The following is a 26,497-nucleotide window of genomic DNA, read 5'->3' as shown; positions in this document are numbered from 1 at the left end:
ATCGAAGCGAGAACCAGTGGCGCTCACCGCGTCGGTGGAGTGGCATCTAGGCGCGTCCGATGAGTCGGTCAACAGGAAAAAACATGAGCGGCCGATTTTCTTCTGTCCGGGGCCCTGAACGGCCGGAACACAGGCGTTTCAGGCCTGTTCTTCCAGCTCGCCGGGCCATGTTTCAGTCCCCACCTGCGCTTGCGCCTGCGCATTATAGCGCCCGCCCGAAGCCGCGCCCGGCGGAAACAGCGTATCAGCCGCCGCCAATATAGCAGGGGGCAGATCAAGGTGAATCGCCGCCAGATCCTCATCCAGATGGGCGATGCTGGTGGTGCCGGGAATCGGCACGATAGTGTCGCCCTTGGCAAGCAGCCAGGCGAGGCACAGCTGCGCGCTGCTGCATCCGGCTTCATCGGCCAGCATACGCAGCCGGTCGTAAAGATCGAGATTGCGTCCAAGATGGGGTGGCTGGAACCGGGGCATGCCGGTCCGCAAATCCCCCTCCTCCACCCCTTCCCTGCCGATCCGCCCGGCCAGCAGCCCCCGTCCGACCGGCGAAAAGGCGACAAAGCCGATGCTCAGTTCAGCGCAAACATCCAGCACGGCGATTTCGGGATTGCGTGTCCAGGGCGAATATTCGGTCTGCACGGCGGCAATGGGATGGACGGCATGGGCACGCCTGATCGTCGACGCGGACATTTCGGACAAGCCGATCGCGCGGATCTTCCCCGCCTCCACGGCGCGTACCAGAGCGCCCATCGATTCTTCCACCGGCACCTTGGGATCAAGCCTGTGCATATAATAGAGGTCGATCTGCTCCACCCGCAAACGCCGCAGCGCCTGGTCCAGCACCTGGGCGATCGCTTGCGGAGACCCATCGAGCACGCGCCGTCCGTCGACTTCGCCAAGCACGCATTTGCTGGCCAGCGTGAACTCGCCGCGTCGGTGGATCAATGTGCGGCCGAGCAGTTCCTCATTCTGGCCAAAGCCGTAAATCGCTGCCGTGTCGAAGAAGGTGACCCCCGAATCGAGAGCGTGCAGCAACAATCGCTCCGCCTGCGCCGGGTCCGGCGGCGGCAGATAAGCATGGCTGAGGTTCATGCATCCAAGCCCTATCGCCGATACGGAAAGCGGGCCCAGATGGCGGACCGGCAACTTTGCGGGCATGTGCATCCCCTCTCATAGGCGCTTGCGCTGCTTAACGGGCCGGGGCTTCTTGCCACGGCCTTGATGACGCAATTTTGACAATCAGGACGGCCAGTTCAAGCGGCCGCATCATATTTCAGCAAAGATTGCGGATTTGAAGGATTTCTGCGATAGCATCTCCGATTGAGCTTCAACTTGGGCGTCGGGGTCGGAAATGAACGCAATAGTGAGTCAGATCGGCGATCTGGCCGAAGCCGGCGAAAAGATGGTCGAAAGGCTGCGCCGCAAGGCTTTTCTGCCTGACAGCCGAAAGGAACTCAACGTCCGGTTCGGCATCGCCGAAGCCGCGCAACTGCTCGGCTGCTCCACGAATCGGATTCGCATGGCGGAGGAAGATGGCCGCCTCCCCCCTGCCCCGCCGACCGAAAATGGCAGACGTCCCGGGTACAAGGTCGAGGAACTGCTGAACATGCGGCAGGTGCTGGGCGCTTCGCCCGAACGCGCCCCGCTCGACATTCCCGCGATCATCGCAGTGCAGAATTTCAAGGGCGGCGTCGGCAAATCGACCGTCACCACGCATCTCGCCCATTATTTCGCGGTCCAGGGCTATCGGGTGCTCGTCGTCGATTGCGACAGTCAGGCGACCACCACCACCCTGTTCGGCTTCAACCCGCATTTCAATATCCAGCGGGAAGAGACGCTCTATCCCTATCTTTCGATCGATCCGACGCAGGTCGATCTGCTCTATGCGGTGAAGCATACCGCCTGGCCCAATGTCGATCTGATCCCGTCCAATCTAGAGCTATTCGACGTGGAATATGAGCTGGCGGCGGCGGGCAGCGACGGCGGTTCCGTCCTCGCTGCGCGGTTTCGCAAGCTCAAGCAGGGCCTGATGGACCTCGCCCGCCACTATGATGTCGTGCTGCTCGATCCGCCGCCAGCTCTGGGCACGATCAGCCTTGCGGTGATGCAGGCGGCGAACGCCCTTTTGGTCCCGCTCGCCGCGACGACGCCCGACTTCTGCTCGACCGTCCAGTTCCTCTCGATGATGGATCAGGTCATCAACCAGCTGCAGACGGCGGGGATCGAAGTCGATTATCAGTTCGTCCGGCTGCTCTGCTCGAAATTCGACAGCAATGATCCCAGCCACTCGATGGTCCGCGCGATCATGGAACAGAGCTTCGGCCCTGCCCTGCTCCCCATTCCTATCCTCGACAGCGCGGAAATCAGCCATGCGGCGCTGCGCATGATGACCGTCTATGAGCTGGAAAAGCCGATCGGCACGCCGCGCACCCACAAGCGCTGCCGGGCCAATCTGGACGAAGCCATGGGGCAGATTGAAGCGCTCGTCCGCCAGGGCTGGGGCCGCGTCGCGCCTGCGCGGGAAGAGGATATCGTCAATGCGGCGTGAGGCTTTGTTCACGCGGAGACGCCGAGGCGCTGAGATATGGCGCTCCGCCGCAGGCGAAACTCTCTGCTCAACTGTTCGGTGCAGCGAAGCCCCCCGCATGAAAGGGGCAGCTGCGCCGCAGCCACAACTCCTCCGCTTTTCCGCGTCTCCGCGTGAACCAAAATCAACGCTGTCCTACACAGACATGTTCACCATATGTTCGCCGCGAATCGGAGGACAAGCCCATGGCGCGTAAGCAATCGGACTATCTGGCAGCGCTCTTATCGGACGAGGCGGAAAACCCCGCTCCCGCTCCAGCGACTGACAGCCCGCCTGTGGCCGAGGCCGAAACGTCGCCCCCCTCCCCTCCCCCGGCTCGCCCCGATCGCCCGCGCGGCGCGACGCTGCTCGGCCGGGAAACGGCTCTTGCCCGGCTCGCGTCGGGCGAGGTGCGGCAGGTCACGCAATTGCTCCTCGACCCCGCCCGCGTGCGCATATGGCGCGGCAATGCGCGGCTATATTCCCATCTTACCGAGGATAATTGCCGCGAGCTGATCGACTCCATCATCGCGGAGGGCGGACAGAAAGTGCCCGCGGTCGTGCGGCGAGTCGAGGGCGATCCGGCCCATGATTATGAAGTGATCGCCGGCACGCGTCGCCATTTCTCGATCAGCTGGCTCCGCGCGCACAGCTACCCGGACATGATGTTTGTGGCGCAGGTCGCCCAGTTGGACGACGAGGCTGCCTTCCGTCTTGCGGACCTCGAAAACCGCGCGCGCAAGGACGTCACCGATCTTGAGCGCGCGCGCAATTATGCAGAGGCGCTCGGTACGCATTATGGCAGCCATCTGACGCGCATGGCAGAGCGGCTGAAGCTGTCCAAGGGCTGGCTCAGCAAGATGATCAAGGTCGCGGGCATTCCCGACGACATCATCGAAGCTTTCCCCTCGCCCGCTGATGTCCAGCTGAAGCCCGCTTACCCGCTGGCTCAGGCTCTGGACGATCCGAACGCTGCTGCGGCTGTGCGCGCCGAAGCAGTCCGGCTCGCTACGACACAGGAGGAACGCCGCGTCGCCGGTGCTCCGCCCATCCCGGGGGCCGAAGTCCTCAAACGCCTGCTCGACGCCCCGCGCGTCGCCGTGTCGCAGCCGAAGGAGGATCCCTTTACCTGGACTACGCGCTACGGTCGGCCTGCCCTTACCGTGCAGTCGGTTAATCGGCAGGGCATCACCATCCGTTTTCACGCGGGGTCGGGCGCCGACATGGAAACATTGGCAATGGCGCTCCGCGACACGCTCGAACATCTCGAACGGCAAGGGATGGGCTTGCAGCAGTGACGCTCTCGGGGGGGCATAACGGCAGAACAGGAATGGAGCGGGGTTTAGCGCTCGCCTATCCCTCACGCCCTGTTTCCCCGGGGAAACAGCTTGCCCGTCCCGGGGAGGGCCTGCCCCTCCCCTCCTGCGGAATCCGTCTTTTCTCGCCAATTCATTCATTGTTTCCCCGGGGAAACACTGAGTTCGCTCTGCCTTTGCCAAGGAACTGCCCATGACCCGCACCGGCAAAGCAGAACTTACGGACCAGTTTGAACTGTTCCTCCCCTACATTGCGGACATGCCGCTGCGCGATCAGCGCGAGATGATGGAGCGCCCCTTCTTCAGCCTCGCCAAGTCGAAACGCGTCAAACCGATCGACTACACGTCTCCTGACGGCAAAGCCTGGGTCCATGTCTCCGCCAATCCCGATTATGGAATGGCCACCATCTGGGATGCAGACATTCTCATCTATTGCGCCTCCGTCCTCGCCGATATGGCGCGGCGCGGCGTCAACGACGTGCCGCGCAAACTGCATCTCATGCCTTATGATCTGCTGCGCGCAATCCACCGTCCGACGACTGGCCGCGCCTATGAATTGCTGGGCCAATCGCTGGATCGGCTCGTCTCCACGACGATCAAGACCAACATCCGCGCCGAAAATCGCCGGGAGGCGACCTTCAGCTGGCTAGATGGCTGGACCCAGCTTGTCGACGAACGCACCGAACGTTCGCGCGGCATGACGATCGAGCTCAGCAACTGGTTTTATGAAGGCGTGCTGATGCAGGGCGGTGTCTTGTCCATCGATCGCGCCTATTTCGACCTGACCGGCGGCCGGGAGCGCTGGCTCTACAAGGTAGCGCGCAAACATGCCGGTGGGGCAGGGGAGGGGGGCTTCTCCATTTCGATGCCCACCCTGTTCGAAAAGTCCGGCGCTGAAGGCGCCTATCGCCGCTTCAAGTTCGAGATCGCCAAGATCGCCGAACGCGACCCGCTGCCCGGTTATACCCTGCTCCTCGAACAACCGCAGGGCAAGCGCGAGCCTTCCCTCCGCATGAGCCGCCGCATAGTGGAAGCGGCCAAGGCGACGAGCAAATCCCCCGCTGCAAAGCCCACGGCTACCAAAACGACGTCGGTGAATGGAGCGCCATCGGCAGCCCGCTTATCGGCAAAAGGCGACGCCGAGCCCTTGTTCGACGCTTCCGACGTGATCCGCCGCACCGTCACTGGTCTTTCTTCCCGAGTGACGGCCGGTGAATTGACGGACGCCACATTGGCCACTTTGCGCGCCGATTGTCCGGGTTGGGACTATCAGTCGCTCCATCAGGATTTCCGCAACTGGCTCGACGCTGATCCCACGCGCACCCCAGTAAACTATCAGAAGGCCTTCATCGGCTTCGTGCGCCGCTTCCACGAAAAGAACCGGCACACCCTCTGACCGCCCGCCGCAGATAAGACGGGGCCTCTGTTATCACCGTGACATTTCGTAAGCCGTTCCCGAAGTGTCGGTAGCGGTCCCCGCTTGATCGATCACAATTTTGAACGCATCTCCGCGACCACATTTCATCCACAGCTTTTGAACGACATTTTGCAGCCATCTTGCGCAACTGATTCAATCCCGGTGGAGAGAGCAGTTCCAAAACGGCACCTTCGACACTCCGGGAACGGCACACGGTCCTTCAGGAACGATAGCCCGACACTTCAGGAACGCGTAACTCGACACTCCGGGAACGGATAGCCGACCTTTCGGGAACAGGCAGCTTGGTCCGACTCGTGCATCTTCAACGATTCGTGCGCGGCTCCGGCGGCCGTAACTCTCTAACTTTTCTTATAAACCCTGTAACTAACCCGAGATTTTCTGGTTGTTGGAGAGAAGAGAGGAGGCAAGCTGCGCGACCAACTTGGTCGCTCCCTGGTGCGAGATGCCGAGCAGGCGGGCGACCGCCATCTTGCTCAACCCGGGATAGGCCAGTTCCAGCCGCATCAGCAGGGGTGCCTTGCTCCGTTTGGTTACGGGAAGCTCGTCGGGCAGTTTCTTCAGCCTCGCCTCAAGCCGGTTCAATTCTGCCAACCCTTGCGCTGCCTGCCTTTGAATCATGCTGAACAGCTGGCCCGTCAGCGTCGGCGCATCAATGCCGGGAAAACGGGGAAGGTCGACGAATGAGGGCAACCGCCGCAACGTCAGCCCAGATGCCTCGAGGGCAGCTGGAACATGCGCCGCGATTACCCATCCAAGGTCTGGCTGGCGCGGGTCGATCTGCAACTGCCGCCCATCCGCGGTCGTCAGCAACTGACCACCGCTGGTGGGCGCCGCCAAGCCCTCCCGCGCAGCGATGAGCCGCTCCGCCACGGCCTGGACACTCGAAGCAGGGTAGGGCGCCTCCACCAAGGCTTGGACGGCCCGCCAGGCAGGACCGAAGCGCACCAGATCGTCCGGCGCCCATATTTCAGCTTCCTTGCGGTCGTCCAGAAGCTGGCGCGATATATTGAGTGTCGCGCGCGCAATGGGATCTCGTTGGCTTTCACTGGCCGAAAGGGCGAAATGGACAAGCGCCGCGATCGACAGCGGGTCGTTTAACCCCTCGCTATGCCGTGGGGGAGGTGTGCGGCCGCAAATCCAGTCCTCCAGATCCCGGACAGCGATCGGTACCGACGCAACGCTGGCAAGTGCCGCAGCGCCCTTCACCCGCGCCCGCGCGAGCCAGATGTCGGTCGCAGGATTGTTGGCAAGCCGCCCGTCCAGCCTTCCGAGCAATAATAGCGCCTGCTCTGCTAATGACGAAAAACCCAGCATTTCTCGGGCTTAGCAAGATAAGGCGTACAACCAAACAGATATGTTGGTTGCAGGTGCTTTTTGGTGCGTTATGGATGCAGCAGACCTGCGAGGCAGGGCTGACGGGAGCAGATCAAAAAGCGAAAGCGCGTCTGAAATTCCATCGCCATGAAAAGTAACCATAAAAATGAAATTTTTTCATCCTGCCACAGAACCAAGCTGCCACTTGAGCGTTACGGCTGAAGGATCGATCCCGACAAAGGCAAACCGATGGTGACATCGGGACGCAAAGTTTCCGGCCTTGCTTGCAAGGTAGCGGGGCCGCCGAAGGAGCCGAGGTTCAGGTTAAATCAGTGCAAGTCCGTCGTCACTTATAAATATAACAGGGCAGCGCATCTGCACGCCTCATGCCTATTCGACCCGTTCGCGTGGCCTCGTCTGCGTCAGCAAGCAATGCTGGATCAGATAGGAGAAGGTTTGTGGCACACGGACTACCCAGCGATCGACCGGCGCGGAAAAGCGCATTTGCAACCCTGGCCGCATGTTCCGGCCTCATACTGGTGCTGAGCGCCTGTGAAAGCAGCGGCGGCACGCGCATCGCGACTGTTGGAGCAAGTAACCCGGGTTCAGGCTCGGGCAGCGCCGGGAGTGGCGGCGGTACAGGCGGAGGATCGGGCACTGGAACGGACGGCGGTTCCGGAACAGGTGGCGGCACTGGCACCGGCGGTGGAACAGGCGGATCGGGAACGGGAGGCGGGAGTGGTTCGGGCTCTGGCGGAACAGGCAGCGGCGGCGCGACAAGCGCTGCTCTCGGCCAACTGTCTCCCGTGCTGGTGACCGCAGGCAATGCCGTGCTCGGCGTTTCGGACGGGCAGGGCAGTGTCACGACCCCGGTGGCGACCGCGCTACCCTTGTTGCAACCTGTTACCGGCACGATCACCCGCGTTCTCACCGATACCGGCACGGTGCTCGTGGATGCAGGCGAGGGCCGGACGCTGTTGCTTCAGGGCGCTCAAGGTGTCGTTGGCGATCTGGTCAGCATCGATGTCGGTGGCCGGACCGTCATAGAAGGGCTGAACGGCACGACAGGCGCGATCGGCGTCGGTGTGCTCGGCAGCACGCAGCCTGTCGGCACAGTGGCGACCGTGGGCGTGCTGAACGCGGGCAACACCGTGCTTGCCGACGTGAATGGCATAGCCGACGTCCGCGTCACCAATATCACCGCGCCCACCGGCGGCATTGCGTCCAATTTGCTTGATGTGGCGCTGGGCGGCAATCAATTGCTGGGTAACGGAAGCCCCGCCGTCGTCGAGGCGAACCTGTTGCCCGGCGGCTTGCCGGCGACCGGCAGCGGAAGCACTGGCGGACTGCTCGCGCCCGTCACATCGGTCGTCAATGGCGTGACCTCCACCACATCGGGCCTCACCTCGACCGTGCAACAAACCGCCGGGCAGGCTCTTGCGCCCATTGGGGTGGCAGCAGGCGCCACGACAGGTGGAGCCACTGCTGGAGCGGGCGCGACGGCATCTCCAGGCGGGCTGCTCGCGCCGGTGACGGGCACAGTGTCCGGCACGCTCAATAGTCTGACGGGCGGGCTGAACCTCACAAGGCCCTGACCATCCTTCCGGAGGCGCGCTGCTGATCGTGCCTCCGGACACTTCTTCCCAGGACATTCCCCTATGATGGCTGCGCTTATTTCGGCTGCGGCGCCCTGGCTGCTGGCTGCCCAGACTTCCCCGACCTTGCTTGCTCCCCCGCTGATCGAACAGGCGACGCAGCCCCGACCCGGGGAGGGGCAGGGTCAGCGAGTGCCGCCGCCCACGTCCGGCCGCATAGCCGTGCAGGCGGGCGACAATAGCACGATCATCCAGGCCATCGACTTTGTCGGCGTCGAGGCTCCCGAACGCGTTGCCCAGGCAGCAAAGGCCTATCTCGGCGAGCCAGCGTCGGCGGAAAATCTCAAGGCGCTCGCGGAGGCCCTGTCGAAAGCCTATAGCAAGAGCGACGTCGCGCTCTACACCATCGCCATTCCCCAGCAGGATTTGTCCAGCGGCCGGGTGAAGCTGTTGCTCGCCGAAGGCTTTGTCGAGGATATCACTTATCCCAAGGGCGCCAGTCCGCTCGTCCGCGCCTATGCCGAGCGGCTGCGCAAGGAAAAGCCGCTCAGCCGCCGGTCGTTGGAGCGCTATCTGTCCCTGATGCGCGACATTCCGGGCGCGAAGGTCGATGTGGGCCTCAATAGGGGGAGGGAAGCAGGCGCCGTTCAACTGTCCGTCACGCCGGAACGCAAATACAGCAATTTCAGCTTCGGCATCGACAATCGGACCCAGGCAGGCCTGGGCACCGGCCAACTCCGCGCGACGGGCCAGCTTTTCAGCCTGCTGCGGGATGGCGATCGCACCGATGTCACCTTGCTCGCGGCGACCGACCTCAAGCGCTATCGCTATGCCGGGCTCAGCCATCAAACACCGTTGGGTTCGGACGGCCTGAACTTCGGCCTTGCAGCTTCCCATCTGGACACAAGGCTGAAGGATTTTCCGATCACTGGCAAAGCCTGGACGCTCGGAGCCTCGCTCAGCTACCCGATAATTCGAGGCTACAAGCGCAATCTTACCGTCAGCGCTGGCTTGGACGGGTTGAACAGCGATGCTGCGCTACTGGGTTCGGTGCTGTCGTCAGATCACATTCGGGCAGCCCGCGCAGCGGTCGGCTACTCGGCTATCAACGAAAAAAGCGTTTTCAGCGCGTCGCTTAATCTAGGCCGCGGCCTCGATATACTGGACGCGCGCGGAACGCCCGGCTTTACCGATCCAGTCTTCACCAAGGTGACGGGCCGGGTGGGCTATGACCGGATGCTCGGCAAGCGGTTTGTCGGACGGCTGCGCCTCGCCGGACAATATAGCGCAGACCGGCTTTCAGGAAACGAGCGCTTCGCGATCGGCGGTCCCGAATTCGGCCGGGCGTTCGATACGGCGGTGCTCAGCGGCGATCGCGGTGCGGCGGGATCGCTGGAGCTGGCGTGGCGTCCCCACATCGCCGCCAAGCTCAAGGATAGCGAGGTCTACGGCTTCATCGATGGCGCGAAGATTCGCGTGCTCGAACGCGCGGCCTTGCCCGCCGCCGACTATGACCTTGCCTCGGCAGGCGGCGGGCTACGGATCGTCTACAATCCGCACGCGTCGCTCAGCCTGGAAGGCGCGCGGGTGATCGACCAGGCCTTTGCCGGCGGAGATCGCGGCTGGCGCCTCAACATCGGCTGGTATGTGAAGCTGCGACGTTAGGGCTAAAGCGCCGCCTTCCAATGATCGTTGAGCGTCCCGCCCGGTCCCTCGAGCGGATCGGAGGCAGGGAAGGGGAGGGTGGCCATGCGCTCCCGCGCCTCCGCATCAGGCGCCTCACGGCATATGTCCCAACGCTGCCCTTCCGGATAACCACCGACGACCAGGAAATCCTCGCTGCTCTTCAGCGCGCAATGACCCGTGCCGGTAGGCAGCAATAGGGCGTCCCCCGCGCTCACCTCGATCTCGCGCCCGCTAGGGCCGCCGATCATCAGCAGCGCCGTGCCCGCCGCGATGCCCAGCACCTCATGGGCGGTCGAATGATAATGATGATAGTCATAGATGCCGTCGCGCCACTGCGCGGGCCATCCATGCCGCGCAAAGGCCTCTTCAAACACACGCGCCGTCTCCTCGCACGATGCGGGAGCAATCGCGCGCCGGTAGAGGATGACCGGCAGGCGGCCATTGTTTGGCACCCAATCATGTTCCGCCAGCAAATAGGTTTCGACCTGCACGCGCGCCTCCTTGGTGATGGGGGTGAAAGCGCCGAACCGGCAATCGCGATCCATGGTTCCGCCGTCATTCTTCTCACGCTTGAAACGCGAGCCGTGCCGCGCCATCTGTCCGGCGGCCAAAATTCATTGGAGGGCATGAAAGAATCGCCATGACGAACCCGACCGACGTTGCTCCTGAAACCCGTTCCTTCGAAGCTGACGTAGCCAAATTGCTGCACCTGATGGTGCACTCGGTCTATTCGGACAAGGATGTGTTCCTGCGCGAACTCATCTCGAACGCCGCCGACGCCTGCGAGAAGCTGCGCTATGAGAGCCTCAGCGATCCTGCGCTCGCCGCTGGCGGCAGCCCGCAAGTGACGGTGACGCTTGATCCCGAAGCCCGCCAGATCATGATCGAGGATAATGGCATTGGCATGAGCGAGGCCGAACTGGTCGAGGCGCTCGGCACGATCGCGCGTTCGGGCACGAAGGCGTTCATGGAGCGTGTCGCCAGCGCCAAGGATGCGGAAGGCACACAGCTGATCGGCCAATTCGGCGTCGGCTTCTATTCCGCCTTCATGGTGGCCGATCGGGTCGATGTCCTCTCGCGCCGGGCAGGTTCCGATCAGGCGTCGCGCTGGTCGTCCGATGGCCTTGGCACCTACACTGTCCAGCCCGCCGATACAGCCGAAGCGCCGCAACATGGCACACGCGTCCTGCTGCATCTCAAGGAGGATGCCGCGTCCTACACTGAACGCTATCGCGTCCAGCAGATCATCAAGGATCAGTCCGGACATGTGCCGGTGCCGATATTCCTCAAGGAAAAGCCCGATGCGGAGGCCGAGCAGATTGCGGACGGCGCGGCGCTCTGGACCAAGCCCAAGAGCGAGATCAGCGCCGAAGAATATACCGACTTCTATCGCAGCGTCGCTGGTCAGTTCGACCAGCCCGCGCTGACGCTCCACTATAGAGCGGAGGGCCTGCATGAATATTCGGTGCTGGCCTTCATCCCCGAAATGAAGCCGTTCGACCTGTTCGATCCGGACCGCACCGGCCGCATGAAGCTGTATGTCCGCCGCGTCTTCATCACGGACGAGGCGGAGATATTGCCGCGCTACCTGCGCTTCATGCGTGGTCTGGTGGACTCGAGCGACCTGCCGCTCAACGTTTCGCGCGAGATGATCCAGCAGAGCCCCGTTCTCGCCGCGATCCAGAAAGGCGTCAGCAATCGCGTGCTCACCGAACTGGAGAAGCTCTCCGCCAATGATGGCGAGGGCTATATCAAATTCTGGGACAATTTCGGTGCGGTGCTGAAGGAGGGGCTGTACGAGGATTACGCCCGGCGCGAGCAGTTGCTCAGCCTGGCCCGCTTTAAATCCACGGCATCCGGCGAAGGCTGGCGTTCGCTCAAGGACTATGCTGCGGGCATGAAGGAGAACCAGACGGCGATCTACTACGCCACCGGTTCCGATCTCGACCGGCTCGCTTCCTCTCCGCAGCTGGAAGGTTTCCGCGCGCGCGGTATCGAGGTGCTGCTGCTGACGGATCAGGTAGACAGCTTCTGGGTCACCGCTGGCGTCGACTATGACGGCAAACCTTTCAAATCGGTGACGCAGGGCCTTGCCGACCTCAGCCTCATCCCTATGCCCGAGGGTGAAACGGAGGCGCCCGCTGCGTCGGAGGAAGTCAGCAGCTTCATCGATTTCGCGAAAGAGCTTTTGAAGGACCAGGTATCCGATGTCCGCGTGTCTGAACGGCTGACTGAAAGCCCCGTCTGCCTTGTGGCGGCCGAACATGGCATGGACCGGCAGCTGGAAAAGCTGCTGGCCGCTGCCGGTCGGGGCGGTGGCGCTTCGGCGCCTGTGCTGGAACTCAATCCGCGCCACAACCTCATCGTCGGGCTGAGCGGCCTCCAGAACGGCAGCAGCTTGCGCGAGGATGCCGCGTGGCTGCTGCTGGACGAGGCGCGGATTGCCGATGGCGAACTGCCCGCCGATCCGCGCGCCTTTGCCGAACGGCTCGGGCGGGTAATGGCGAAGGCATTGGGCTAGAGACGATTGGCTGGCCCAGCGTCATTGCCGGGCCAGCCAGCCTCAGGCGAGCGTCACGAAGATTTCGGCCTCTATCAGCCACTCGCCGCGAAGTTTGCGCCATTTCGCACTGTAGATGCCTGACGCAGCAGGCTCCTGTGAGTCTGCGGCCACGCCCTTCCATTCACCCTGTTCCATCGCGATCGGCTCAACCGGCGAGACGGTTATGCTGGTCGGCATCCGGACATAGACAATGCGGCCGGGTGAAGCGAATTCGCGCTTCCACGCCATCAACTGCGCCTTGCGGCCCGTGATGACCCCGCTGTCGCTGCCAGTCACAAGTATCGCTCCGGACGACAGCAGCGGCCCGATTGCGCTCAGGTCCATGTCTGCCAGAGCGCGGTTGAACGCCGCCCGCTGCATTCGGATCGCAAGGTCGCAGGATTGGGTCACGCATCACTCCGATCTGACTGGCCGCTGTCGCCCGCTATGACGGAGCGCCCGCTGTCCCGCAAGAACAGGGGCAGAAGCAAAACCGGCCGCCGTTCTTTCCCGTCGCTTTGGCGCTGCTCCGGTAGGTGGGCTCTGACGATGGGAACACGCGCCCCGCGAAGCCGTTAGCCCCAGCAGATACAGCATAGGAGGCCGACCATGGATGCCCGGCGGATCAGCCTTGGCCTGGGAATTTTCTCGATTGCTCTGGGCGTGGCCGAAACGGCCGCGACCCGCCGGATTGCCCGCGCCCTGGGCAATGATCATCGCGCCGGGCGCACCACCCTGCGCGTCTTCGGCGCGCGGGAGATGCTCGCCGGGGCAGGGTTGCTCGCGGCGCCAGCGCATTCGACGCTGGTGTGGAACCGGGTGGCAGGCGACGCTATGGACCTTGCCGCGCTCGGCCTCGCGGCTCGCAGGGCGCCGCGCCATCGTGGCGTCTGGGGAGCCGTCGCCTTCGTCGCGGGAGCCACCATCATCGACGCACTTGTGGCACGGGCTCTGGACAAGGAAACGGGCAAGGCCTTCCCCGCTCGCCGGGCTGGGCATCCGGTAGAGGACAGGCGGCATCTTGGCCGCCAGCTTCACGATCCTGATCATCATCCCACCACGATCGAGCCTGAGGACATGCCCTTCGTCCGTGCGCCCGAAGTGACCCACCACTGACGAGGATTTCGCTACCATGATCCGCAAGCTCGCCTTTCTCGCTGGTGCAGGCTTCATCGCCAAGAAGCTGTTCGACCGATCCCGCTCCGATGCGCAACCGACGCCCGGATCAAGCACGGCGAGGTCCCGCCCCAGTCAGGCGTCGACCGAGCCCTCGACCGGTCATGTTCCCGCCGATCTGCTGGGTGACAGCCATCCCGATGGCACCGTCAGGGCGGAGGAGCATTATCGCCCTGATCCCACCGCGCCCGTCTCGCCCGAGGACCGCGAAAGCTTGCGCCCCGTCACTGCGCCTGCTCCCCACGATCCGCCCGGCCGCTAAGCCAAAACAAAGATGCAACCGCCTGCATGAAAAGGCGTTAATGCCCGCATAAGTGGCGGCGCGGCACGTTCCTCGCTTTGGCGGGAGGCAATGGATTTTCTCACGTCGATCGATATGGTGGCGGCCGTGCTGAGGAGGCATGGCTGAATGACCGGAATTTTTGATCGCGTTTCCACCGGCAACGCTGGGCTGGACCTGGTGCTGGGCGGCGGCCTCCCTGCCCAGCGGCTGTATCTTGTCGAAGGTGCGCCTGGCTCGGGCAAGACCACCCTTGCGCTCCAGTTCCTGCTGGACGGTGTGAAGGCTGGCGAGCAGGTGTTATATGTCACCCTTTCCGAGACGAGCGAAGAATTATCGGTCGTGGCCGCCTCTCACGGCTGGAGCCTGAACGATGTCAATCTGTTCGAACTTGCTTCAGCCGATTCGGTGCTTGGCATAGGGCGCGATCAATCCATCCTTCACAGCTGGGAGATGGAGCTTGGCGGCACGATCGACCTGATCCGGGAAGAGGTACAGCGGATCAAGCCACAGCGCATCGTGTTCGACAGTCTTTCCGAATTGCGGCTGCTCGCACAGGACCCGCTTCGTTACCGGCGCCAGCTGCTGTTCCTGAAGCAGTTCTTCGCGCAGATCGACACGACTGTCCTGCTGGTGGACGACTTGACCGGCAGCGCTGGCGTCCGCGACAATCATCTGCACAGTCTGTGCCACGGCGTTATCACCCTTGAGCGGCTGACGCTGGATTTCGGCGCAGCCCGGCGGCGGATGCAGATCCAGAAGATGCGGGGCGTCGATTTCGTCGCGGGATACCATGACATGATCATCCGCAAAGGCGGCATCGACATCTTTCCGCGCCTTATCGCGTCCGATCATCATGCGCCGTTCGAAGGCGAACCAGTGCCGAGCAAGATCCCCGAACTGGACGCCATTTTGGGCGGTGGTCCCCAGCGCGGCACCAGCACGCTCATCACCGGCCCGGCTGGCGCGGGTAAGACGACACTGGCCTTGCAATATGTGATTGCCGCCTGCGAACGGGGCGAAAATGCGGTCATCTACGAATTTGACGAGCGGATCGGGACGCTGATCAGCCGCGCCAAATTGTTCGGCACCGATCTTCAGGCATTGATGGATGACGGCAGGCTCGTCATCCGCCAGATCGATCCGGCCGAGGTCGCGCCGGGCGAATTTGCCGCCATGGTCCGGCGCGAGGTTGAGGATCGGAATGCGCGCATCGTGCTTGTCGACAGCCTCAATGGCTATCTCGCGGCTATGCCGCAGGAACAGCAGCTCATCCTCCAATTGCATGAGCTGCTGTCCTATCTCAGCCATCGCGGCGTCGTGACTTTGCTTGTCAATCCGCAGCAGGGCTTCTTCGGATCGATGAGTGCCGACGAACTCAACGTGTCCTATATCGCCGACATTGTCATCCTGCTGCGCTTCTTTGAAGCGGAAGGCCGCATCCGCAAGGCGCTGTCTGTGATCAAGCATCGCAGTGGCGCGCATGAGGACTCGATCCGCGAATTCCGCATCGATTCTCACGGTGTTCGGGTAGGCGCACCCCTGTCCGACTTCCGGGGCGTGCTCACCGGCACGCCGCAATATCTGGGCGCTGCCTCACCGTTGATGGAGGACCGCCCCGGCCGTGCATAAGGCCGCATCCCCGTCCCTTCGGGTCCTTGTCAGCGCACCTTATGGCAGCGACGCCGAAAGCGTCACGCGCCTGCTTCAGGGCGAGGGACATCCCGTTCAAATATGCTCTACGTTGATTGACGTGGCGCACGCCATCGACGAGCAAACCGGGGTGGTGCTGGTCACCGAAGAAGCATTGTTGGCCAATCTCGAACCGCTGCGCCTCGCGCTGGAGGCGCAGCCTGCCTGGTCCGACGTGCCCTTCGTGCTTCTCGCAGGGCGGCAGGCGGGACGGTTTGCGTCCAGCGAAGCGGTCAGGCGGCGGCTGCCGGACAATGCACTGAGCGTCATCCTGCTGGAGCGGCCGGTCAGCGGAGAGTCGCTCATCAGCGCTATCGCGTCCGGTATCAGGGCACGGCAGAAGCAATTGCTGATCCGTGATCAGTTCGCGGCGATTGATGCCGAACGCAGCCGTCTGAACACGCTGCTGGAAAACCTTCCGGTGGGCGTCGCCTTCGTCAATGCCGATGGCAGCACGCTGCTGTCCAATCCTGCATTTCGCCGCTTCCTGCCCAGCGGCGAAATTCCCGCCCGGCTGCCCAATGCCGAGGAAGTGTGGGAAGGCTATGAAGAAGATGGCAGCCGGATCACGCGTGATCGCTTCGTCACCATGCGCGCGCTCAGGGGCGAGCTGGTGCGGGGCATCGAATTCCTCCACCACCCGCCAGACAGGCCGTCGGTATGGACGCGGGTAAGCGGCGTCCCGCTCCGCGACCCCAGCGGCTCGCGTGTCACCGGCTCCATTTCCGTAATCGTCGACATCGACGAACAGAAACGGGGCCAGCAGGCGCTCGCAGAGGCCGCTCAGCGGCTGGAGCAGGAAGTCGATGTTCGCACGCGTGAATTGCGCGATGCGCTCGCCCGGCTCGAAGCCGAAGCGGAAGAGCGGGCCCGTGCAGAGGAAGCCCTGCGGCAGGCGCAGAAGATGGAGGCGGTCGGCCAACTGACGGGCGGCATCGCGCATGATTTCAACAATATGCTGACCGGTATCATTGGAGCCATCGACATATTGAAGCGCCGGATCGCCAGCGGTCGGCTGGACGATCTCGAACGGTTCATGGATGCCGCAAGCACGTCGGCCCAGCGGGCGGCAGGGTTGACCGCGCGGCTGCTTGCCTTTTCACGGCGGCAGTCGCTCGACAGCCGGCCGACCGACGTGTGCAAGCTTATCCATTCGCTGGAGGATTTACTCCGCCGTACCATGAGTGAATCCATTGAGGTGGAGATACTCTCATCCTCGCCAACGCTACCTCCGGCGCTGGTGGACGCCAACCAGCTTGAAAGCGCGATCATTAATCTCGCCATCAACGCCCGCGATGCGATGCCGGATGGGGGCCGGCTGACGCTGTCCTGTGAAGAGGTGGAACTGGACGAAGAATGCTGCGCCCGCAATCCGGGTGTCGCACCGGGCCGCTACATCATGGTCGGGGTTTCCGACACCGGCGTCGGCATCGATGGCGATACGCTCGACAAGGTGTTCGACCCATTCTTCACCACCAAGCCGATCGGGCAAGGGACCGGCCTTGGCCTGTCGATGGTCTATGGTTTCGCCAAGCAGTCCAATGGACTTGTTCGCATCGATTCACAGGTGGGGGAGGGGACGATGGTCAAGCTATTCCTGCCCGTCGCCGATATGCAGCCCCATGAAGCGCCCCCCGAAAGCGCGGCCATCCATCATGGCGATGGTCAGTCCGTGCTGCTGGTCGAAGATGATGAATCCGTGCGCCTTCTTGTACGCGATGTGCTGGAGGAGCTTGGATACGAGGCGACCGAAGCCGCGGACGGGCAGCAGGCCGTGCGCATCCTGGAATCAGGCCGCCGCTTCGACCTCATGATTTCGGATGTCGGCCTCCCGGGGATGAACGGGCGGCAACTCGCCGAAATCGCGCGGGAGCATCTGACCGACCTGCCGATCCTGTTCGTGACCGGCTATGCAGAAGGGGCAGCGGTGCGCGGCGGCTTCCTGTCGGATAACATGCAGATGATTACAAAGCCGTTCCAGATTGAAATGCTCTCCGCCCGCATCCGCGAAATGCTGGAAAGCTGATCGACCGATCTCGCCCTATGCGACCAACGGGCCGCTGGGACGTTGATACGCTACAAGTGAGGAGCAGGACATGCCGGCGATCGGCTGGAAACTTGATGAGGCGGAGCGCTCTTCACTGCTCGATCGCTTTCCACCCCTCTGGCCGGACGTCATTGCGGATCACATCACGTTGGCGTCCGGCGTGCCCCAGGACGCTCCGCTGCCCGAGCCGCAGCAGGCGGAGATCGTCGGCAGCATCAGCGACGGCGAAGGACTTCAGGCGCTGATCGTCGTCGTAGGCGGGAACAGCGGGCGGCCTGACGGCGGCACCTTCCACATCACCTGGTCCCTCGACCGCAGCCGGGGCCGGGAAGCCGTGCAAAGCAACGACGTCATCGCAGACTTGGGCTGGAGGCGATTGCCCGAGCCGGTGCCGATCAGAACCATCCCCGCGCGCTTCTAGAGGATTTTGCAAAGCGGGAGATGTTACCTGCCGGCTCGGGACAAGCTCCAGAGCATTTCCTCAATAGTTTGACTGACCCTGATAATTGCCCGCGACATTGTTGCCGGCTTCCTGATTATCCTGCAATTCTTCCCCATGCCACACGTTACGGCCGATGAAGAGGATCGCGATGATCACGGCGATGACCAATATGATCAGCGCCGCCGCCCGTCCTGCTTTGGGTGGAGGCGGCGGGTCGACGCGGTTCATGGTCGGCTACCGATTACGGTCGATATAATCTGCCACCGCGTTGACGCTGTGGCCGACCTGTTCCACCGCTTCCTCCAGCTGTTGCCGGGAAGTCCGGAAACGTTGCGACCAATATTGCACCTCAAGGTCTTCCTTCAGCGACACATGCTTCAGGTCGCGAGGAACCGGAGGGCTCCTGTTCTCGGCTGTGGCTTGGACGTCCATCATGGGCATGGCGATCGATTTCCCGAAAGGATCAATGTGCGTGCATCGCCTTGCCGTCGAGCATCTCGATATGATGCTGAACGACGGGGACGATCTGCTTGGCGGCGGCTTTGAGAGGCGCGGCCGATCCGCTAGCGGCATAACTTTGATGCAGTTGCAGCGCGGCGCTATGGGCCGCCTTTTGCTGTTGCCAATATAGCTGGTCGCGCGCCGTGCCCGTCGCCTTGGTGAGGGACGCGACCTTGGCGCGTTGATCGGTGGTCAGTTGCGGCGGATCTGCCTTGACGCCCGACCTGGCTGCTGCCGCCTTCACCATGCCCGTGCTCTTGGCATGGTCCCGCACCATCATCGTGGCGAATGACCGCACCTTGGCATCCCGTGTGGTGCGAAGGACCAGCTTGCTCGATGTCTGCTCGAACAGGTCACTCGCTCCTGCTGCGGCCACATAGGCCGAAGGCGTCTGCGCAACGGCGGCGGCTGGCAGAGCTGCGAATAGTGAAGCGATCATCAGCGTGGTTCTTGATGTCATGGGCTACTCCTCTCGCGGGTTAGAGCGAGCGCCGGGGGATCATGTTCCAGAAGCGCAGGGGAAAGTTGCTAACCTGCATTATGCGGCGCGGAATTCGTCGCGGTCGTTCCGGAGGCAGCAGGAACAACGTGGCTCCTGGTGGGTCTGGGGCAGGGAGCGGGGAGGACCTTCCCCAAGCTGCAACCATCTGCATCAGGAGAGTGCCGCATGGCCCGGAAGATCGGTGAGGACAAGGGCGCCAAGAGCGCTGCGCGCGAATTCGAGACGAAGACAGGGGCAGGTGGTGAACTGCATCAGATTGCGGGATCGTCGGGTGATGTCCTGACGACGCAGCAGGGCGTTCCCGTGGCTGACGACCAGAACAGCCTCAGGGTAGGGGAGCGCGGCCCGACGCTTCTTGAGGATTTTCACTTCCGCGAAAAGATATTCCATTTCGATCATGAGCGCATTCCCGAGCGCGTCGTCCACGCACGCGGCTTCGGCGTCCACGGCACTTTCACGCTCAACGAAAGCCTGGAGGAGTTCACCTCTGCCAAGGTGCTGACCGAAGTCGGCGCGAAAACGCCGATGTTCGTCCGCTTTTCGACCGTGGTCGGCAACAAGGGCTCCTTCGACCTTGCCCGCGACGTGCGCGGTTTCGCCGCAAAATTCTATACCAAGGAAGGCAATTGGGACATCGTCGCCAACAATATCCCGGTCTTCTTCATCCAGGACGCGATCAAATTTCCTGACCTGGTCCATGCCGCCAAGCAGACGCCCGATCGGGGATTCCCGCAGGCGCAGACGGCGCACGACAATTTCTGGGACTTCATCACCCTGACGCCTGAATCGATGCACATGATCATGTGGACGATGTCGGACCGGGCCATTCCACGCTCCTTCCGCTTCATGGAAGGGTTCGGCGTCCACAGCTTCCGCCTGATCAATGCGGAAGGGAAGGGGACTTTCGTCAAGTTCCACTTCAAACCCAAGCAGGGCCTGCAATCGGTGCTGTGGAACGAAGCGTTGAAGATCAACGGCGCCGACCCGGATTTCCATCGCCGCGATCTGTGGGACGCGATCGACCTCGGCAATCCGCCTGAATGGGACTTGGGTGTCCAGATTTTCGATGATGATTTCGCCGAAGCGTTCGAGTTCGACGTGCTCGACGCGACGAAGATCATCCCCGAGGAACAGATCCCTGTCCGCCGCATCGGCAGCTTCGTCCTCGATGGACAAGTCGACAATTTCTTTGCGGAAACGGAACAGGTCGCCTTCTGCACGCAAAATGTCGTACCGGGGATCGGCTTTTCCAACGATCCGCTGCTTCAGGGACGCAATTTCTCCTATCTTGATACGCAATTGAAGCGGCTGGGTTCGCCCAACTTCACCCATATCCCGATCAATCAGCCGCGCGGCTGCCCCGTCCATAACTTCCAGCAGGACGGCCATATGGCGATGAACAATCCCAAGGGCCGGGTGAATTACGAGCCCAACAGCTGGGGCGGCCCGCGCGAGTCCCCCGATCGCGGCTACCGCCACTTCGCGGCCGGGGAGGCGGGGCCGAAGCTACAAATCCGCTCTCCCAGCTTCAACGATCATTACAGCCAGGCGCGCCAGTTCTTCATCAGCCAGACGCCCATCGAACAAAAGCATATCGGCGACGCGCTGGTGTTCGAGCTGTCTAAATGCGAACGCATCGACATCAGGCAGAGGATGGTCGCGCATCTGCGCAACATCGACGAGACGCTCGCAACCGTCGTAGCAAGCGGGCTTGGCCTTGCCGAACTGCCCGATCCCGCTCCTGCCGCCGCCGCGCCGCGTACGGATCTTCCACCGTCCGATGCGCTCAGCATCGTCAAGAATGGGCCGGAAAGCTTTGCCGGACGAAAGCTTGGCATATTGGTGAGCGATGGCGCTCCTGTCGAACTGGTCAAGGCGCTGACCAAAGAGATAAAGCGCCTTGGCGCGGTGTACGAAATCATCGCACCGAAAACAGCCGGTGCCTTGTTGGACGACGGCACCATCGCCGAAGCCAAGCAGAAGATCGATGGCGGGCCGTCCGTCCTCTACGACGCTGTAGCGCTCATCCTGTCAGCGGAGGGCGCTGCCCAGCTTAGCATGGACAAGGCGGGGAAGGACTTCGTCAGCGATGCCCATGCGCATTGCAAGTTCATTGCCTATGTCGATGATGCGCTGCCCCTCATCCAGCGTGCCGGGGTACTCGAGAGTGACATGGATGAAGGCTTTGTGAGGCTTGAGGGAGCCGATGACGTCGAGCCTTTCCTGGCGCTCTGCGGGCAGGTCCGGCTATGGGATCGCGAATTCAAGGTCGATCTCGACGCCGCCGGTTTTCTGGCAGCGCAGGCGGCTGACACGCCACCGTCACCGTGAAGCCGAACTTAATGGTGTGGACGGCTGATCGTTGCTCCACACCATTTCGTCGCAAGAACTTAATGACTCCAACATGGGTAAAGGGTGGCTGACCTATTTAGGCTATGGTTTCGGCGGGGGCTTCGACAGGGGAATCGCCCATGTTAGGCCAAGTTGCGGTTAACGAATCCCATTGCCATTTCCGCCCGCATCAGTTTCTCGCCCGGGAGGATGAGCAACCTGAATCGATTTTCCGTATCGATGAAGGGTGGGCTTGCCGTTACCGCTTGCTGCCTGATGGCCGCCGTCAAATCACCGGGCTCTATCTGCCCGGTGATATCTGCGAGCCGCATTGGGCGCTCGGCAAACGCCCCTCCCAGCCGATCGTCGCCCTCACCAATGTACGCGCGGCGCGGCTTTCCTCGACGCCTCAGGGCTCCTTTTCAGCCGAAACGCAGCAGGCTTGTTGGAAAAACCTGGCCGAAGTCATCGAGCGGCAAACCAACTGGCTTGTCACCCTCGGCCGCAAGACCGCGCTGGAACGCTTGGCGCATCTGCTGCTGGAACTGTTCGAACGCATGCGCGCGTCCGGCCTTGCTTATGGCCAGCAATGCGCGATGCCGCTTACGCAGATGGAGATCGCCGACCTTACCGGCCTCACGCCGGTTCACGTCAATCGGACGCTACAGACGATGCGGGCGCGTGGCTTGGTGGAATTGCAATCCAAATGGCTGCGTATTCCTGACCTTGCGTCATTGCGTGACGCTGCGGCGCTTACCCCCAACGAGATGCTGGTGTAGAGCGCGCTGCCTCAATCGGGCGGAGGTCGCGCGCTCTAGTTTTGTTGTCGCATCGTTTTAAGCGCAAAACCGGTTCCCAATTTTGCGCACGATGCTCTAGGCGCCGCGCGAAACCAGATCAGCGCTGCGCGCCTTCGTTGTCGGATCGGGTGCTGGTTTGTGGCTGCACCTTGTCCTGCTTCGTCACACGCGTGGGTTCGGGATCGCCGTCCCGTGCTGATTTTTCCTCATCGCGTGATCCGACATCCCTCGCCAGATCGCCGCCTGCCGCGCTGCCTTGGCCGGGGGCGGGTGGATCGTCATGCAGGTCCGCGTCGTCGCGGCCTTCACTGCGGTTTTGATTTTCGGTCATCATCATCCTGTCCTTGCTGAGCGGCTCCGCCAGAGACGGGGTCGCTGTCATAATCTTCCGGATTACCGCCACCTCCCGCCGCGGCGCCGCTTCCCTCGACCACGCCTGAACCTTCTCGGGCCCTGTGGCCGCGATTGTCCTCGCGCCCGGTGGAGAGGGGGAGGGGCTGTGCCGCCTTGATATTGGCGTCCTCATCCCCCTGGTAGATGGGTGGGAGGCCCGGCGAACGCTTGTCCCCGTCCTTCTGACCCTTATCCATCGGATCGGCGCGACTTTTCGCCTGCGCCCTCCTGTCCGGCACGGCTGTCCTGTTCCTCGCCGTGCCGCGTCATGGTTTCGGGATTATAGTTGGATGGGATGCTGCCCCCGCTCAGCGGGTCGCGCTCCGGTTCCCGGTCCAGCGTTGCGCTTGGCCGCCGCGCCGCGCCCGGAGGCTGGTTTTCCGTCGATATATTGGGATTGCGCGTCTGCTGCGTCGGCACATCGCGCTTGCTGCGTGTGGGGTCGTTCATCTGTTTTCTCTCCCGGACCAAGCTCAGGCGAGCTTCAGCCCTTCCTGGTTCATGCGGCGCGTCAGCGTGCCGCTTTCCTGTTCGCTCAACGCCTGCTTCAGGCGCGGGAACAGTTCCTGCTCCTCGCGCCGCATATGCTCTTCGATGTCACGGCGGAACTGGGCGAGCTTGGCCTGAAAGGCGGTGTGGTCGCGCGTCAGGTCGGTCAGCTCGTACAGATATTGCTTCACATAGCCATGGTCGCTGTTGAGCGCGTCGGCTTCTTCCCGCATGCCTGCCTGGCGCATCGCCGCGTAGATGGCGTTTTCCTCCTCCATCGCATGTTTGCCGAGCGCATGCTTGAGCTGGGTCAGCAACATGCTCCGTTTGCCCTTGGCTGCGGGACCTGTGTCACGCAGCTTGTCGAACAGCGCCAGCGTCATCTTGTGCTCAAGCGCCAGCGCCTTGTCCCAATCGCCTGCGAGCGCCGTCGGCGCCTGGACGGCGAGCTTGCGCCCGGCTGCGCCCAGCAGCGCTAGGCCAGCCCCAATTCCCGCGCCGAGCAGCGCTTCCCGGCCCGAACCATGGGTGAAACGGTGAAGGGGTGCATGCGCGCCCATGATGATCCTCCATCTGCCTGAATGGACGGACAACGGCCCTCGACACGCCCCGTTCCAACCGTGGAACGCCACAAAAGAAAGCGTCTAACGCAGGTTAGCGAGGCGCATATTTCAGGGGCTGGGAGGGAACGGCGCATGGCCCTGCTGGTTGGCGGGGGATCAGCAGACACCCGAAAATCGAAAGGAGCGCAGCATGGCAGACATGACGCCAGGCCAGCAGGACGACGCCCCGCCCCTGACCGCCAAGCACAAGGAAGAGCGCGCGGCCGCGACGGCTGGCTTGCCTGAAGCGACGGGGAGCGACGTCACGGGCAAGACGGTGACGATCAACCGCCCGCGGCAAGAGATTTACGATTTCTGGCGCGATTTTTCGAACCTGCCGCAGGTGATGGATAATGTGGTGTCGATCGAAAAGCTGGATGGCCGGCGGTCTCGCTGGACGGTAAAGGCGCCGGGCGGCGGCACGGTCGGCTGGACGTCGTTGGTCACGGATGACCGGCCCGGCGAACTCATCGCCTGGACGTCCGAAGAGGACGCCGATGTCCCCAATAGCGGGCGGATAGAGTTTCGCGATGCTCCCGGCCATCGCGGCACCTGGGTCACCGCGACCATCCTCTATGATCCGCCCGCAGGCATCATCGGCAAGGTGATCGCCAAGATGTTCCAGCGCGAACCGCATATCCAGGCGCGGCGCGACCTGCGGCGGCTGAAGCAGCTGATGGAAACCGGCGAGATCGCCACAGCGGCTCGAACCAAGGCACAATATGAGGAGGAGCAGAACTGATGCGCGCGCTCACCTGGCATGGCAAGCATGACGTCCGTGTGGAAAATGTCGCTGATCCAGAGATCATCAATCCGCGCGACGCCATCATCAAGATCACCTCGACCGCAATTTGCGGGTCCGACCTGCATCTATACGACGGCTATATCCCGACGATGCAGAAGGGCGATATCCTCGGTCATGAGTTCATGGGCGAGGTGGTGGAAACCGGCCCCAAATCGACCCTGCAAAAGGGACAGCACGTCGTCGTGCCCTTCACCATCAGTTGCGGCGGCTGCTTCCATTGCGAGAAGCATCAATATTCCGCCTGCGAGAACAGCCTGCCTGCCGAAAATCAGGAAATAGCGCAGACGCTCTACGGTCATCCGATGGCGGGGCTGTTCGGCTATAGCCACATGACCGGCGGTTATGCGGGCGGCCAGGCGGAATATGTCCGCGTGCCCTTTTCCGACGTCGGCCCGATCGTGATCCCGGATGGAGTCGACGACGACAAGGTATTGTTCCTCTCGGACATCCTGCCCACCGGCTGGATGGCTGCGGAAAACGCCGACATCGAGCCGGGCGACACGGTCGCGGTCTGGGGTTGCGGTCCGGTCGGCCTGTTCGCGGTGCAGTCCGCCTTTCTCATGGGTGCGGAGCGGGTGATCGCCATCGATCATTTCCCGCGCCGCCTGGAACTCGCGCGCAAGTTCGGGGCGGAAACGATCAATTATGAGGAAAGCAAGACCTACGAAGCGTTGATGGAGATGACCGGCGGCATCGGTCCCGATGCCTGCATCGATTCCGTTGGGCTGGAGGCGCACGGCCTCTTCGCCGACAATGTCATCGACCAGATCAAGGTGTCGACCTTCATGGGCACCGACCGCGCCCATTCCATTCGCCAGGCGATCATCGCCTGCCGCAAGGGCGGGCGCGTATCCATGCCTGCGGTCTATGGCGGCTTTGTCGACAAATTCCCGCTCGGCGCCTTCATGCAAAAGGGGCTGACGCTCAAGACCGGCCAGACCCACGTACAGCATTATATGCCCGCGCTGCTCAACGCGATCATGGAAGGCAAGGTCGATACGACCTTCCTCATCAGCCACCGCCTGCCGCTCGAACAGGCTGCGGAAGGATATCGCATGTTCCATGACAAGCAGAATGAAGTGACCAAGATCGTGCTGAAGCCCGGCATGGATCAGGTGGCGGCAGCATGAAGTGGAGTAAGCCCCATGTCCGCTCGTAAATTGGCGATCGTAACCGGCGCGTCGACCGGCATCGGCTTTGAACTGGCGCATGTCGCGGCGCAGGAGGGCTATGACCTCATCGTCGTAGCCGACGAACCCTTGATCGAGGCGGCGGCCAAGGACTTCAGCCGGCATGGCACGGATGTACAGGCGGTCGAGGCTGACCTTTCGACCATCGAAGGGGTCGACCGGCTGATCGCGGCTGCTGGCGGGCTTCAGATCGACATTGTGTGCGCCAACGCCGGAAGGGGCGTCGGCCACAGCTTTCTGGAACAGGAGCTGGCCGACTGGCGCAAGGTGATCGACACCAATATCGTCGGCACCATCTATCTGTTGCAGCAAGTGCTGAGGCAGATGGTCGCGCGCAATGAGGGCAAGATACTGGTTACCGGGTCGATCGCTGGTTTCATCCCGGGCGCGTTCCACGCCATCTACAATGGGACCAAGGCGTTCATCGACAATTTCGTCGAAGCGATCCGTAACGAGATAAAGGACAGCGATGGCGTGACCATCACCAATCTCATGCCCGGCGCGACGGACACGGAATTTTTCGAGCGCGCGGGGATGGAGGACACCAATGTCGGCGAAATGAAGAAGGACGATCCCGCCAAGGTCGCCCGGGATGGATGGGACGCCATGATCGCTGGCAAGGCACACATCGTTTCTGGCTGGAAGAACAAGATACAGGTCGCCGCCGCACATGTCGCGCCGCCAAGCCTGATGGCGCAGTTCCACCGCCATCTTGCGGAACCGGACAGCGAGAAGGGAAAAGAATAGCAGGCGCCCGACGCCTGTAATTTCCCATCCCTCTTTTACCTTG

The 26,497-nt window shown here is 62.4% G+C and carries 26 protein-coding genes and 1 riboswitch; of the genes, 16 read left to right on the top strand and 10 right to left on the bottom strand.

The window, feature by feature from the left end; genetic code table 11:
- Positions 1-138: 138 nt before the first annotated feature.
- A complete protein-coding gene (locus NCHOL11_RS13320) occupies positions 139-1,158 on the bottom strand; it encodes an aldo/keto reductase (protein WP_097093040.1) in 1,020 nt (339 codons plus the stop codon).
- A 193-nt stretch (positions 1,159-1,351) separates the two neighbouring features.
- On the opposite strand from NCHOL11_RS13320, the gene NCHOL11_RS13315 reads away from it, so the two are divergent.
- From NCHOL11_RS13315 to NCHOL11_RS13305, 3 genes are all read left to right on the top strand, one after another.
- Positions 1,352-2,548 carry an AAA family ATPase gene (locus NCHOL11_RS13315; protein WP_097093039.1) on the top strand — a complete coding sequence of 399 codons (1,197 nt, stop codon included), beginning with the start codon at positions 1,352-1,354 and terminating at the stop codon, positions 2,546-2,548.
- 224 nt (positions 2,549-2,772) lie between these two features.
- Complete coding sequence (locus tag NCHOL11_RS13310; protein WP_097093038.1) at positions 2,773-3,864, top strand: ParB/RepB/Spo0J family partition protein; 1,092 nt, start codon at positions 2,773-2,775, stop codon at positions 3,862-3,864.
- A gap of 211 nt (positions 3,865-4,075) precedes the next feature.
- Complete coding sequence (locus NCHOL11_RS13305; RefSeq protein WP_097093037.1) at positions 4,076-5,278, top strand: replication initiator protein A; 1,203 nt, start codon at positions 4,076-4,078, stop codon at positions 5,276-5,278.
- A gap of 405 nt (positions 5,279-5,683) precedes the next feature.
- On the opposite strand, the gene NCHOL11_RS13300 is transcribed toward NCHOL11_RS13305, so the two are convergent.
- Positions 5,684-6,634, bottom strand: a complete 951-nt coding sequence (locus tag NCHOL11_RS13300; protein WP_097093036.1) for a hypothetical protein — start codon at positions 6,632-6,634, stop codon at positions 5,684-5,686.
- Positions 6,635-6,864: 230 nt separating this feature from the next.
- A riboswitch (cyclic di-GMP riboswitch) is annotated at positions 6,865-6,942 on the top strand.
- A 231-nt stretch (positions 6,943-7,173) separates the two neighbouring features.
- On the opposite strand from NCHOL11_RS13300, the gene NCHOL11_RS13295 reads away from it, so the two are divergent.
- On the top strand, positions 7,174-8,229 hold the full coding sequence (locus NCHOL11_RS13295) for a hypothetical protein (protein ID WP_141397864.1): 1,056 nt from the start codon (positions 7,174-7,176) through the stop codon (positions 8,227-8,229).
- A 63-nt stretch (positions 8,230-8,292) separates the two neighbouring features.
- Positions 8,293-9,894, top strand: a complete 1,602-nt coding sequence (locus tag NCHOL11_RS13290) for a ShlB/FhaC/HecB family hemolysin secretion/activation protein (protein WP_097093034.1) — start codon at positions 8,293-8,295, stop codon at positions 9,892-9,894.
- A 2-nt stretch (positions 9,895-9,896) separates the two neighbouring features.
- Here the strand turns inward: NCHOL11_RS13290 and NCHOL11_RS13285 are convergent, their stop codons facing one another.
- Entirely contained in the window at positions 9,897-10,511 is a 615-nt protein-coding gene (locus tag NCHOL11_RS13285) for a cupin (RefSeq protein WP_255254829.1), read from the bottom strand.
- A 44-nt stretch (positions 10,512-10,555) separates the two neighbouring features.
- Between NCHOL11_RS13285 and htpG the strand changes: the two genes are divergently transcribed.
- Positions 10,556-12,436, top strand: a complete 1,881-nt coding sequence (htpG, locus tag NCHOL11_RS13280) for a molecular chaperone HtpG (protein ID WP_097093033.1) — start codon at positions 10,556-10,558, stop codon at positions 12,434-12,436.
- 42 nt (positions 12,437-12,478) lie between these two features.
- Here htpG and NCHOL11_RS13275 read toward each other — a convergent pair whose 3' ends face one another.
- Entirely contained in the window at positions 12,479-12,868 is a 390-nt protein-coding gene (locus NCHOL11_RS13275; RefSeq protein ID WP_097093032.1) for a nuclear transport factor 2 family protein, read from the bottom strand.
- A 198-nt stretch (positions 12,869-13,066) separates the two neighbouring features.
- Between NCHOL11_RS13275 and NCHOL11_RS13270 the strand changes: the two genes are divergently transcribed.
- The 5 genes from NCHOL11_RS13270 (at position 13,067) to NCHOL11_RS13250 (ending at position 18,073) form a co-directional block, all read left to right on the top strand.
- The gene (locus NCHOL11_RS13270) at positions 13,067-13,573 is read left to right on the top strand and encodes a hypothetical protein (RefSeq protein ID WP_097093031.1); all 507 of its coding nucleotides are present in this window, start codon (positions 13,067-13,069) and stop codon (positions 13,571-13,573) included.
- A 16-nt stretch (positions 13,574-13,589) separates the two neighbouring features.
- Positions 13,590-13,895, top strand: a complete 306-nt coding sequence (locus NCHOL11_RS13265; protein ID WP_097093030.1) for a hypothetical protein — start codon at positions 13,590-13,592, stop codon at positions 13,893-13,895.
- Between the two features lie 147 nt (positions 13,896-14,042).
- The gene (locus NCHOL11_RS13260) at positions 14,043-15,545 is read left to right on the top strand and encodes an ATPase domain-containing protein (protein WP_097093029.1); all 1,503 of its coding nucleotides are present in this window, start codon (positions 14,043-14,045) and stop codon (positions 15,543-15,545) included.
- Between the two features lie 121 nt (positions 15,546-15,666).
- Complete coding sequence (locus NCHOL11_RS13255; RefSeq protein ID WP_255254828.1) at positions 15,667-17,631, top strand: response regulator; 1,965 nt, start codon at positions 15,667-15,669, stop codon at positions 17,629-17,631.
- Positions 17,632-17,701: 70 nt separating this feature from the next.
- Entirely contained in the window at positions 17,702-18,073 is a 372-nt protein-coding gene (locus NCHOL11_RS13250) for a hypothetical protein (protein WP_097093027.1), read from the top strand.
- Positions 18,074-18,133: 60 nt separating this feature from the next.
- Here NCHOL11_RS13250 and NCHOL11_RS13245 read toward each other — a convergent pair whose 3' ends face one another.
- The 3 genes from NCHOL11_RS13245 to NCHOL11_RS13235 are packed head-to-tail and all read right to left on the bottom strand — an operon-like array spanning position 18,134 to position 19,055.
- Positions 18,134-18,322 (bottom strand): hypothetical protein, encoded by a 189-nt coding sequence (locus tag NCHOL11_RS13245; protein ID WP_097093026.1) that lies wholly within the window; start codon positions 18,320-18,322, stop codon positions 18,134-18,136.
- Between the two features lie 6 nt (positions 18,323-18,328).
- Positions 18,329-18,529: a DUF3606 domain-containing protein gene (locus NCHOL11_RS13240; protein ID WP_097093315.1), complete on the bottom strand. Its 201-nt coding sequence runs from the start codon at positions 18,527-18,529 to the stop codon at positions 18,329-18,331.
- Between the two features lie 28 nt (positions 18,530-18,557).
- Complete coding sequence (locus NCHOL11_RS13235; RefSeq protein ID WP_255254827.1) at positions 18,558-19,055, bottom strand: DUF4142 domain-containing protein; 498 nt, start codon at positions 19,053-19,055, stop codon at positions 18,558-18,560.
- 207 nt (positions 19,056-19,262) lie between these two features.
- Between NCHOL11_RS13235 and NCHOL11_RS13230 the strand changes: the two genes are divergently transcribed.
- Together NCHOL11_RS13230 and NCHOL11_RS13225 are read left to right on the top strand one after the other, a co-directional pair.
- On the top strand, positions 19,263-21,428 hold the full coding sequence (locus NCHOL11_RS13230; RefSeq protein ID WP_097093024.1) for a catalase: 2,166 nt from the start codon (positions 19,263-19,265) through the stop codon (positions 21,426-21,428).
- Between the two features lie 140 nt (positions 21,429-21,568).
- Positions 21,569-22,207: a Crp/Fnr family transcriptional regulator gene (locus NCHOL11_RS13225; RefSeq protein ID WP_097093023.1), complete on the top strand. Its 639-nt coding sequence runs from the start codon at positions 21,569-21,571 to the stop codon at positions 22,205-22,207.
- A gap of 118 nt (positions 22,208-22,325) precedes the next feature.
- Here NCHOL11_RS13225 and NCHOL11_RS13220 read toward each other — a convergent pair whose 3' ends face one another.
- From NCHOL11_RS13220 to NCHOL11_RS13210, 3 genes are all read right to left on the bottom strand, one after another.
- Positions 22,326-22,559 carry a hypothetical protein gene (locus NCHOL11_RS13220; protein ID WP_141397863.1) on the bottom strand — a complete coding sequence of 78 codons (234 nt, stop codon included), beginning with the start codon at positions 22,557-22,559 and terminating at the stop codon, positions 22,326-22,328.
- A gap of 251 nt (positions 22,560-22,810) precedes the next feature.
- A complete protein-coding gene (locus NCHOL11_RS13215; RefSeq protein WP_097093021.1) occupies positions 22,811-23,071 on the bottom strand; it encodes a hypothetical protein in 261 nt (86 codons plus the stop codon).
- A 23-nt stretch (positions 23,072-23,094) separates the two neighbouring features.
- On the bottom strand, positions 23,095-23,670 hold the full coding sequence (locus NCHOL11_RS13210) for a hemerythrin domain-containing protein (RefSeq protein WP_097093020.1): 576 nt from the start codon (positions 23,668-23,670) through the stop codon (positions 23,095-23,097).
- A 193-nt stretch (positions 23,671-23,863) separates the two neighbouring features.
- On the opposite strand from NCHOL11_RS13210, the gene NCHOL11_RS13205 reads away from it, so the two are divergent.
- From NCHOL11_RS13205 to NCHOL11_RS13195, 3 genes are read left to right on the top strand one after another with little or no spacing between them, the layout of a single operon-like run.
- Complete coding sequence (locus NCHOL11_RS13205; RefSeq protein ID WP_176502269.1) at positions 23,864-24,454, top strand: SRPBCC family protein; 591 nt, start codon at positions 23,864-23,866, stop codon at positions 24,452-24,454.
- Positions 24,454-25,647, top strand: coding sequence for a zinc-dependent alcohol dehydrogenase (locus NCHOL11_RS13200; protein WP_097093019.1), 1,194 nt, complete (start codon positions 24,454-24,456; stop codon positions 25,645-25,647). Before NCHOL11_RS13205 ends, NCHOL11_RS13200 begins: the two co-directional genes overlap by 1 nt.
- A gap of 15 nt (positions 25,648-25,662) precedes the next feature.
- Positions 25,663-26,454 carry an SDR family NAD(P)-dependent oxidoreductase gene (locus tag NCHOL11_RS13195; protein ID WP_097093018.1) on the top strand — a complete coding sequence of 264 codons (792 nt, stop codon included), beginning with the start codon at positions 25,663-25,665 and terminating at the stop codon, positions 26,452-26,454.
- Positions 26,455-26,497 lie beyond the last annotated feature (43 nt).

This window comes from Novosphingobium sp. Chol11, assembly GCF_900218065.1.
Lineage (GTDB): Bacteria > Pseudomonadota > Alphaproteobacteria > Sphingomonadales > Sphingomonadaceae > Sphingobium > Sphingobium agri.
The sequence above is the reverse complement of the archived record's forward strand: the minus strand, read 5'-3'. Positions and strand labels throughout refer to the sequence as shown.

Coding starts and splice junctions, on each gene's coding strand:
- NCHOL11_RS13200 (WP_097093019.1), top strand. CDS start 24,454: ATGCGCGCGCTCACCTGGCATGGCAAGCATGACGTCCGTGTGGAAAAT.
- NCHOL11_RS13290 (WP_097093034.1), top strand. CDS start 8,293: ATGATGGCTGCGCTTATTTCGGCTGCGGCGCCCTGGCTGCTGGCTGCC.
- htpG (WP_097093033.1), top strand. CDS start 10,556: ATGACGAACCCGACCGACGTTGCTCCTGAAACCCGTTCCTTCGAAGCT.
- NCHOL11_RS13270 (WP_097093031.1), top strand. CDS start 13,067: ATGGATGCCCGGCGGATCAGCCTTGGCCTGGGAATTTTCTCGATTGCT.
- NCHOL11_RS13235 (WP_255254827.1), bottom strand. CDS start 19,055: ATGACATCAAGAACCACGCTGATGATCGCTTCACTATTCGCAGCTCTG.
- NCHOL11_RS13205 (WP_176502269.1), top strand. CDS start 23,864: ATGGCAGACATGACGCCAGGCCAGCAGGACGACGCCCCGCCCCTGACC.
- NCHOL11_RS13315 (WP_097093039.1), top strand. CDS start 1,352: ATGAACGCAATAGTGAGTCAGATCGGCGATCTGGCCGAAGCCGGCGAA.
- NCHOL11_RS13300 (WP_097093036.1), bottom strand. CDS start 6,634: ATGCTGGGTTTTTCGTCATTAGCAGAGCAGGCGCTATTATTGCTCGGA.
- NCHOL11_RS13310 (WP_097093038.1), top strand. CDS start 2,773: ATGGCGCGTAAGCAATCGGACTATCTGGCAGCGCTCTTATCGGACGAG.
- NCHOL11_RS13245 (WP_097093026.1), bottom strand. CDS start 18,322: ATGAACCGCGTCGACCCGCCGCCTCCACCCAAAGCAGGACGGGCGGCG.
- NCHOL11_RS13210 (WP_097093020.1), bottom strand. CDS start 23,670: ATGGGCGCGCATGCACCCCTTCACCGTTTCACCCATGGTTCGGGCCGG.
- NCHOL11_RS13230 (WP_097093024.1), top strand. CDS start 19,263: ATGGCCCGGAAGATCGGTGAGGACAAGGGCGCCAAGAGCGCTGCGCGC.
- NCHOL11_RS13225 (WP_097093023.1), top strand. CDS start 21,569: ATGTTAGGCCAAGTTGCGGTTAACGAATCCCATTGCCATTTCCGCCCG.
- NCHOL11_RS13320 (WP_097093040.1), bottom strand. CDS start 1,158: ATGCCCGCAAAGTTGCCGGTCCGCCATCTGGGCCCGCTTTCCGTATCG.
- NCHOL11_RS13265 (WP_097093030.1), top strand. CDS start 13,590: ATGATCCGCAAGCTCGCCTTTCTCGCTGGTGCAGGCTTCATCGCCAAG.
- NCHOL11_RS13260 (WP_097093029.1), top strand. CDS start 14,043: ATGACCGGAATTTTTGATCGCGTTTCCACCGGCAACGCTGGGCTGGAC.
- NCHOL11_RS13215 (WP_097093021.1), bottom strand. CDS start 23,071: ATGAACGACCCCACACGCAGCAAGCGCGATGTGCCGACGCAGCAGACG.
- NCHOL11_RS13250 (WP_097093027.1), top strand. CDS start 17,702: ATGCCGGCGATCGGCTGGAAACTTGATGAGGCGGAGCGCTCTTCACTG.
- NCHOL11_RS13220 (WP_141397863.1), bottom strand. CDS start 22,559: ATGACCGAAAATCAAAACCGCAGTGAAGGCCGCGACGACGCGGACCTG.
- NCHOL11_RS13195 (WP_097093018.1), top strand. CDS start 25,663: ATGTCCGCTCGTAAATTGGCGATCGTAACCGGCGCGTCGACCGGCATC.
- NCHOL11_RS13240 (WP_097093315.1), bottom strand. CDS start 18,529: ATGATGGACGTCCAAGCCACAGCCGAGAACAGGAGCCCTCCGGTTCCT.
- NCHOL11_RS13305 (WP_097093037.1), top strand. CDS start 4,076: ATGACCCGCACCGGCAAAGCAGAACTTACGGACCAGTTTGAACTGTTC.
- NCHOL11_RS13285 (WP_255254829.1), bottom strand. CDS start 10,511: ATGGCGCGGCACGGCTCGCGTTTCAAGCGTGAGAAGAATGACGGCGGA.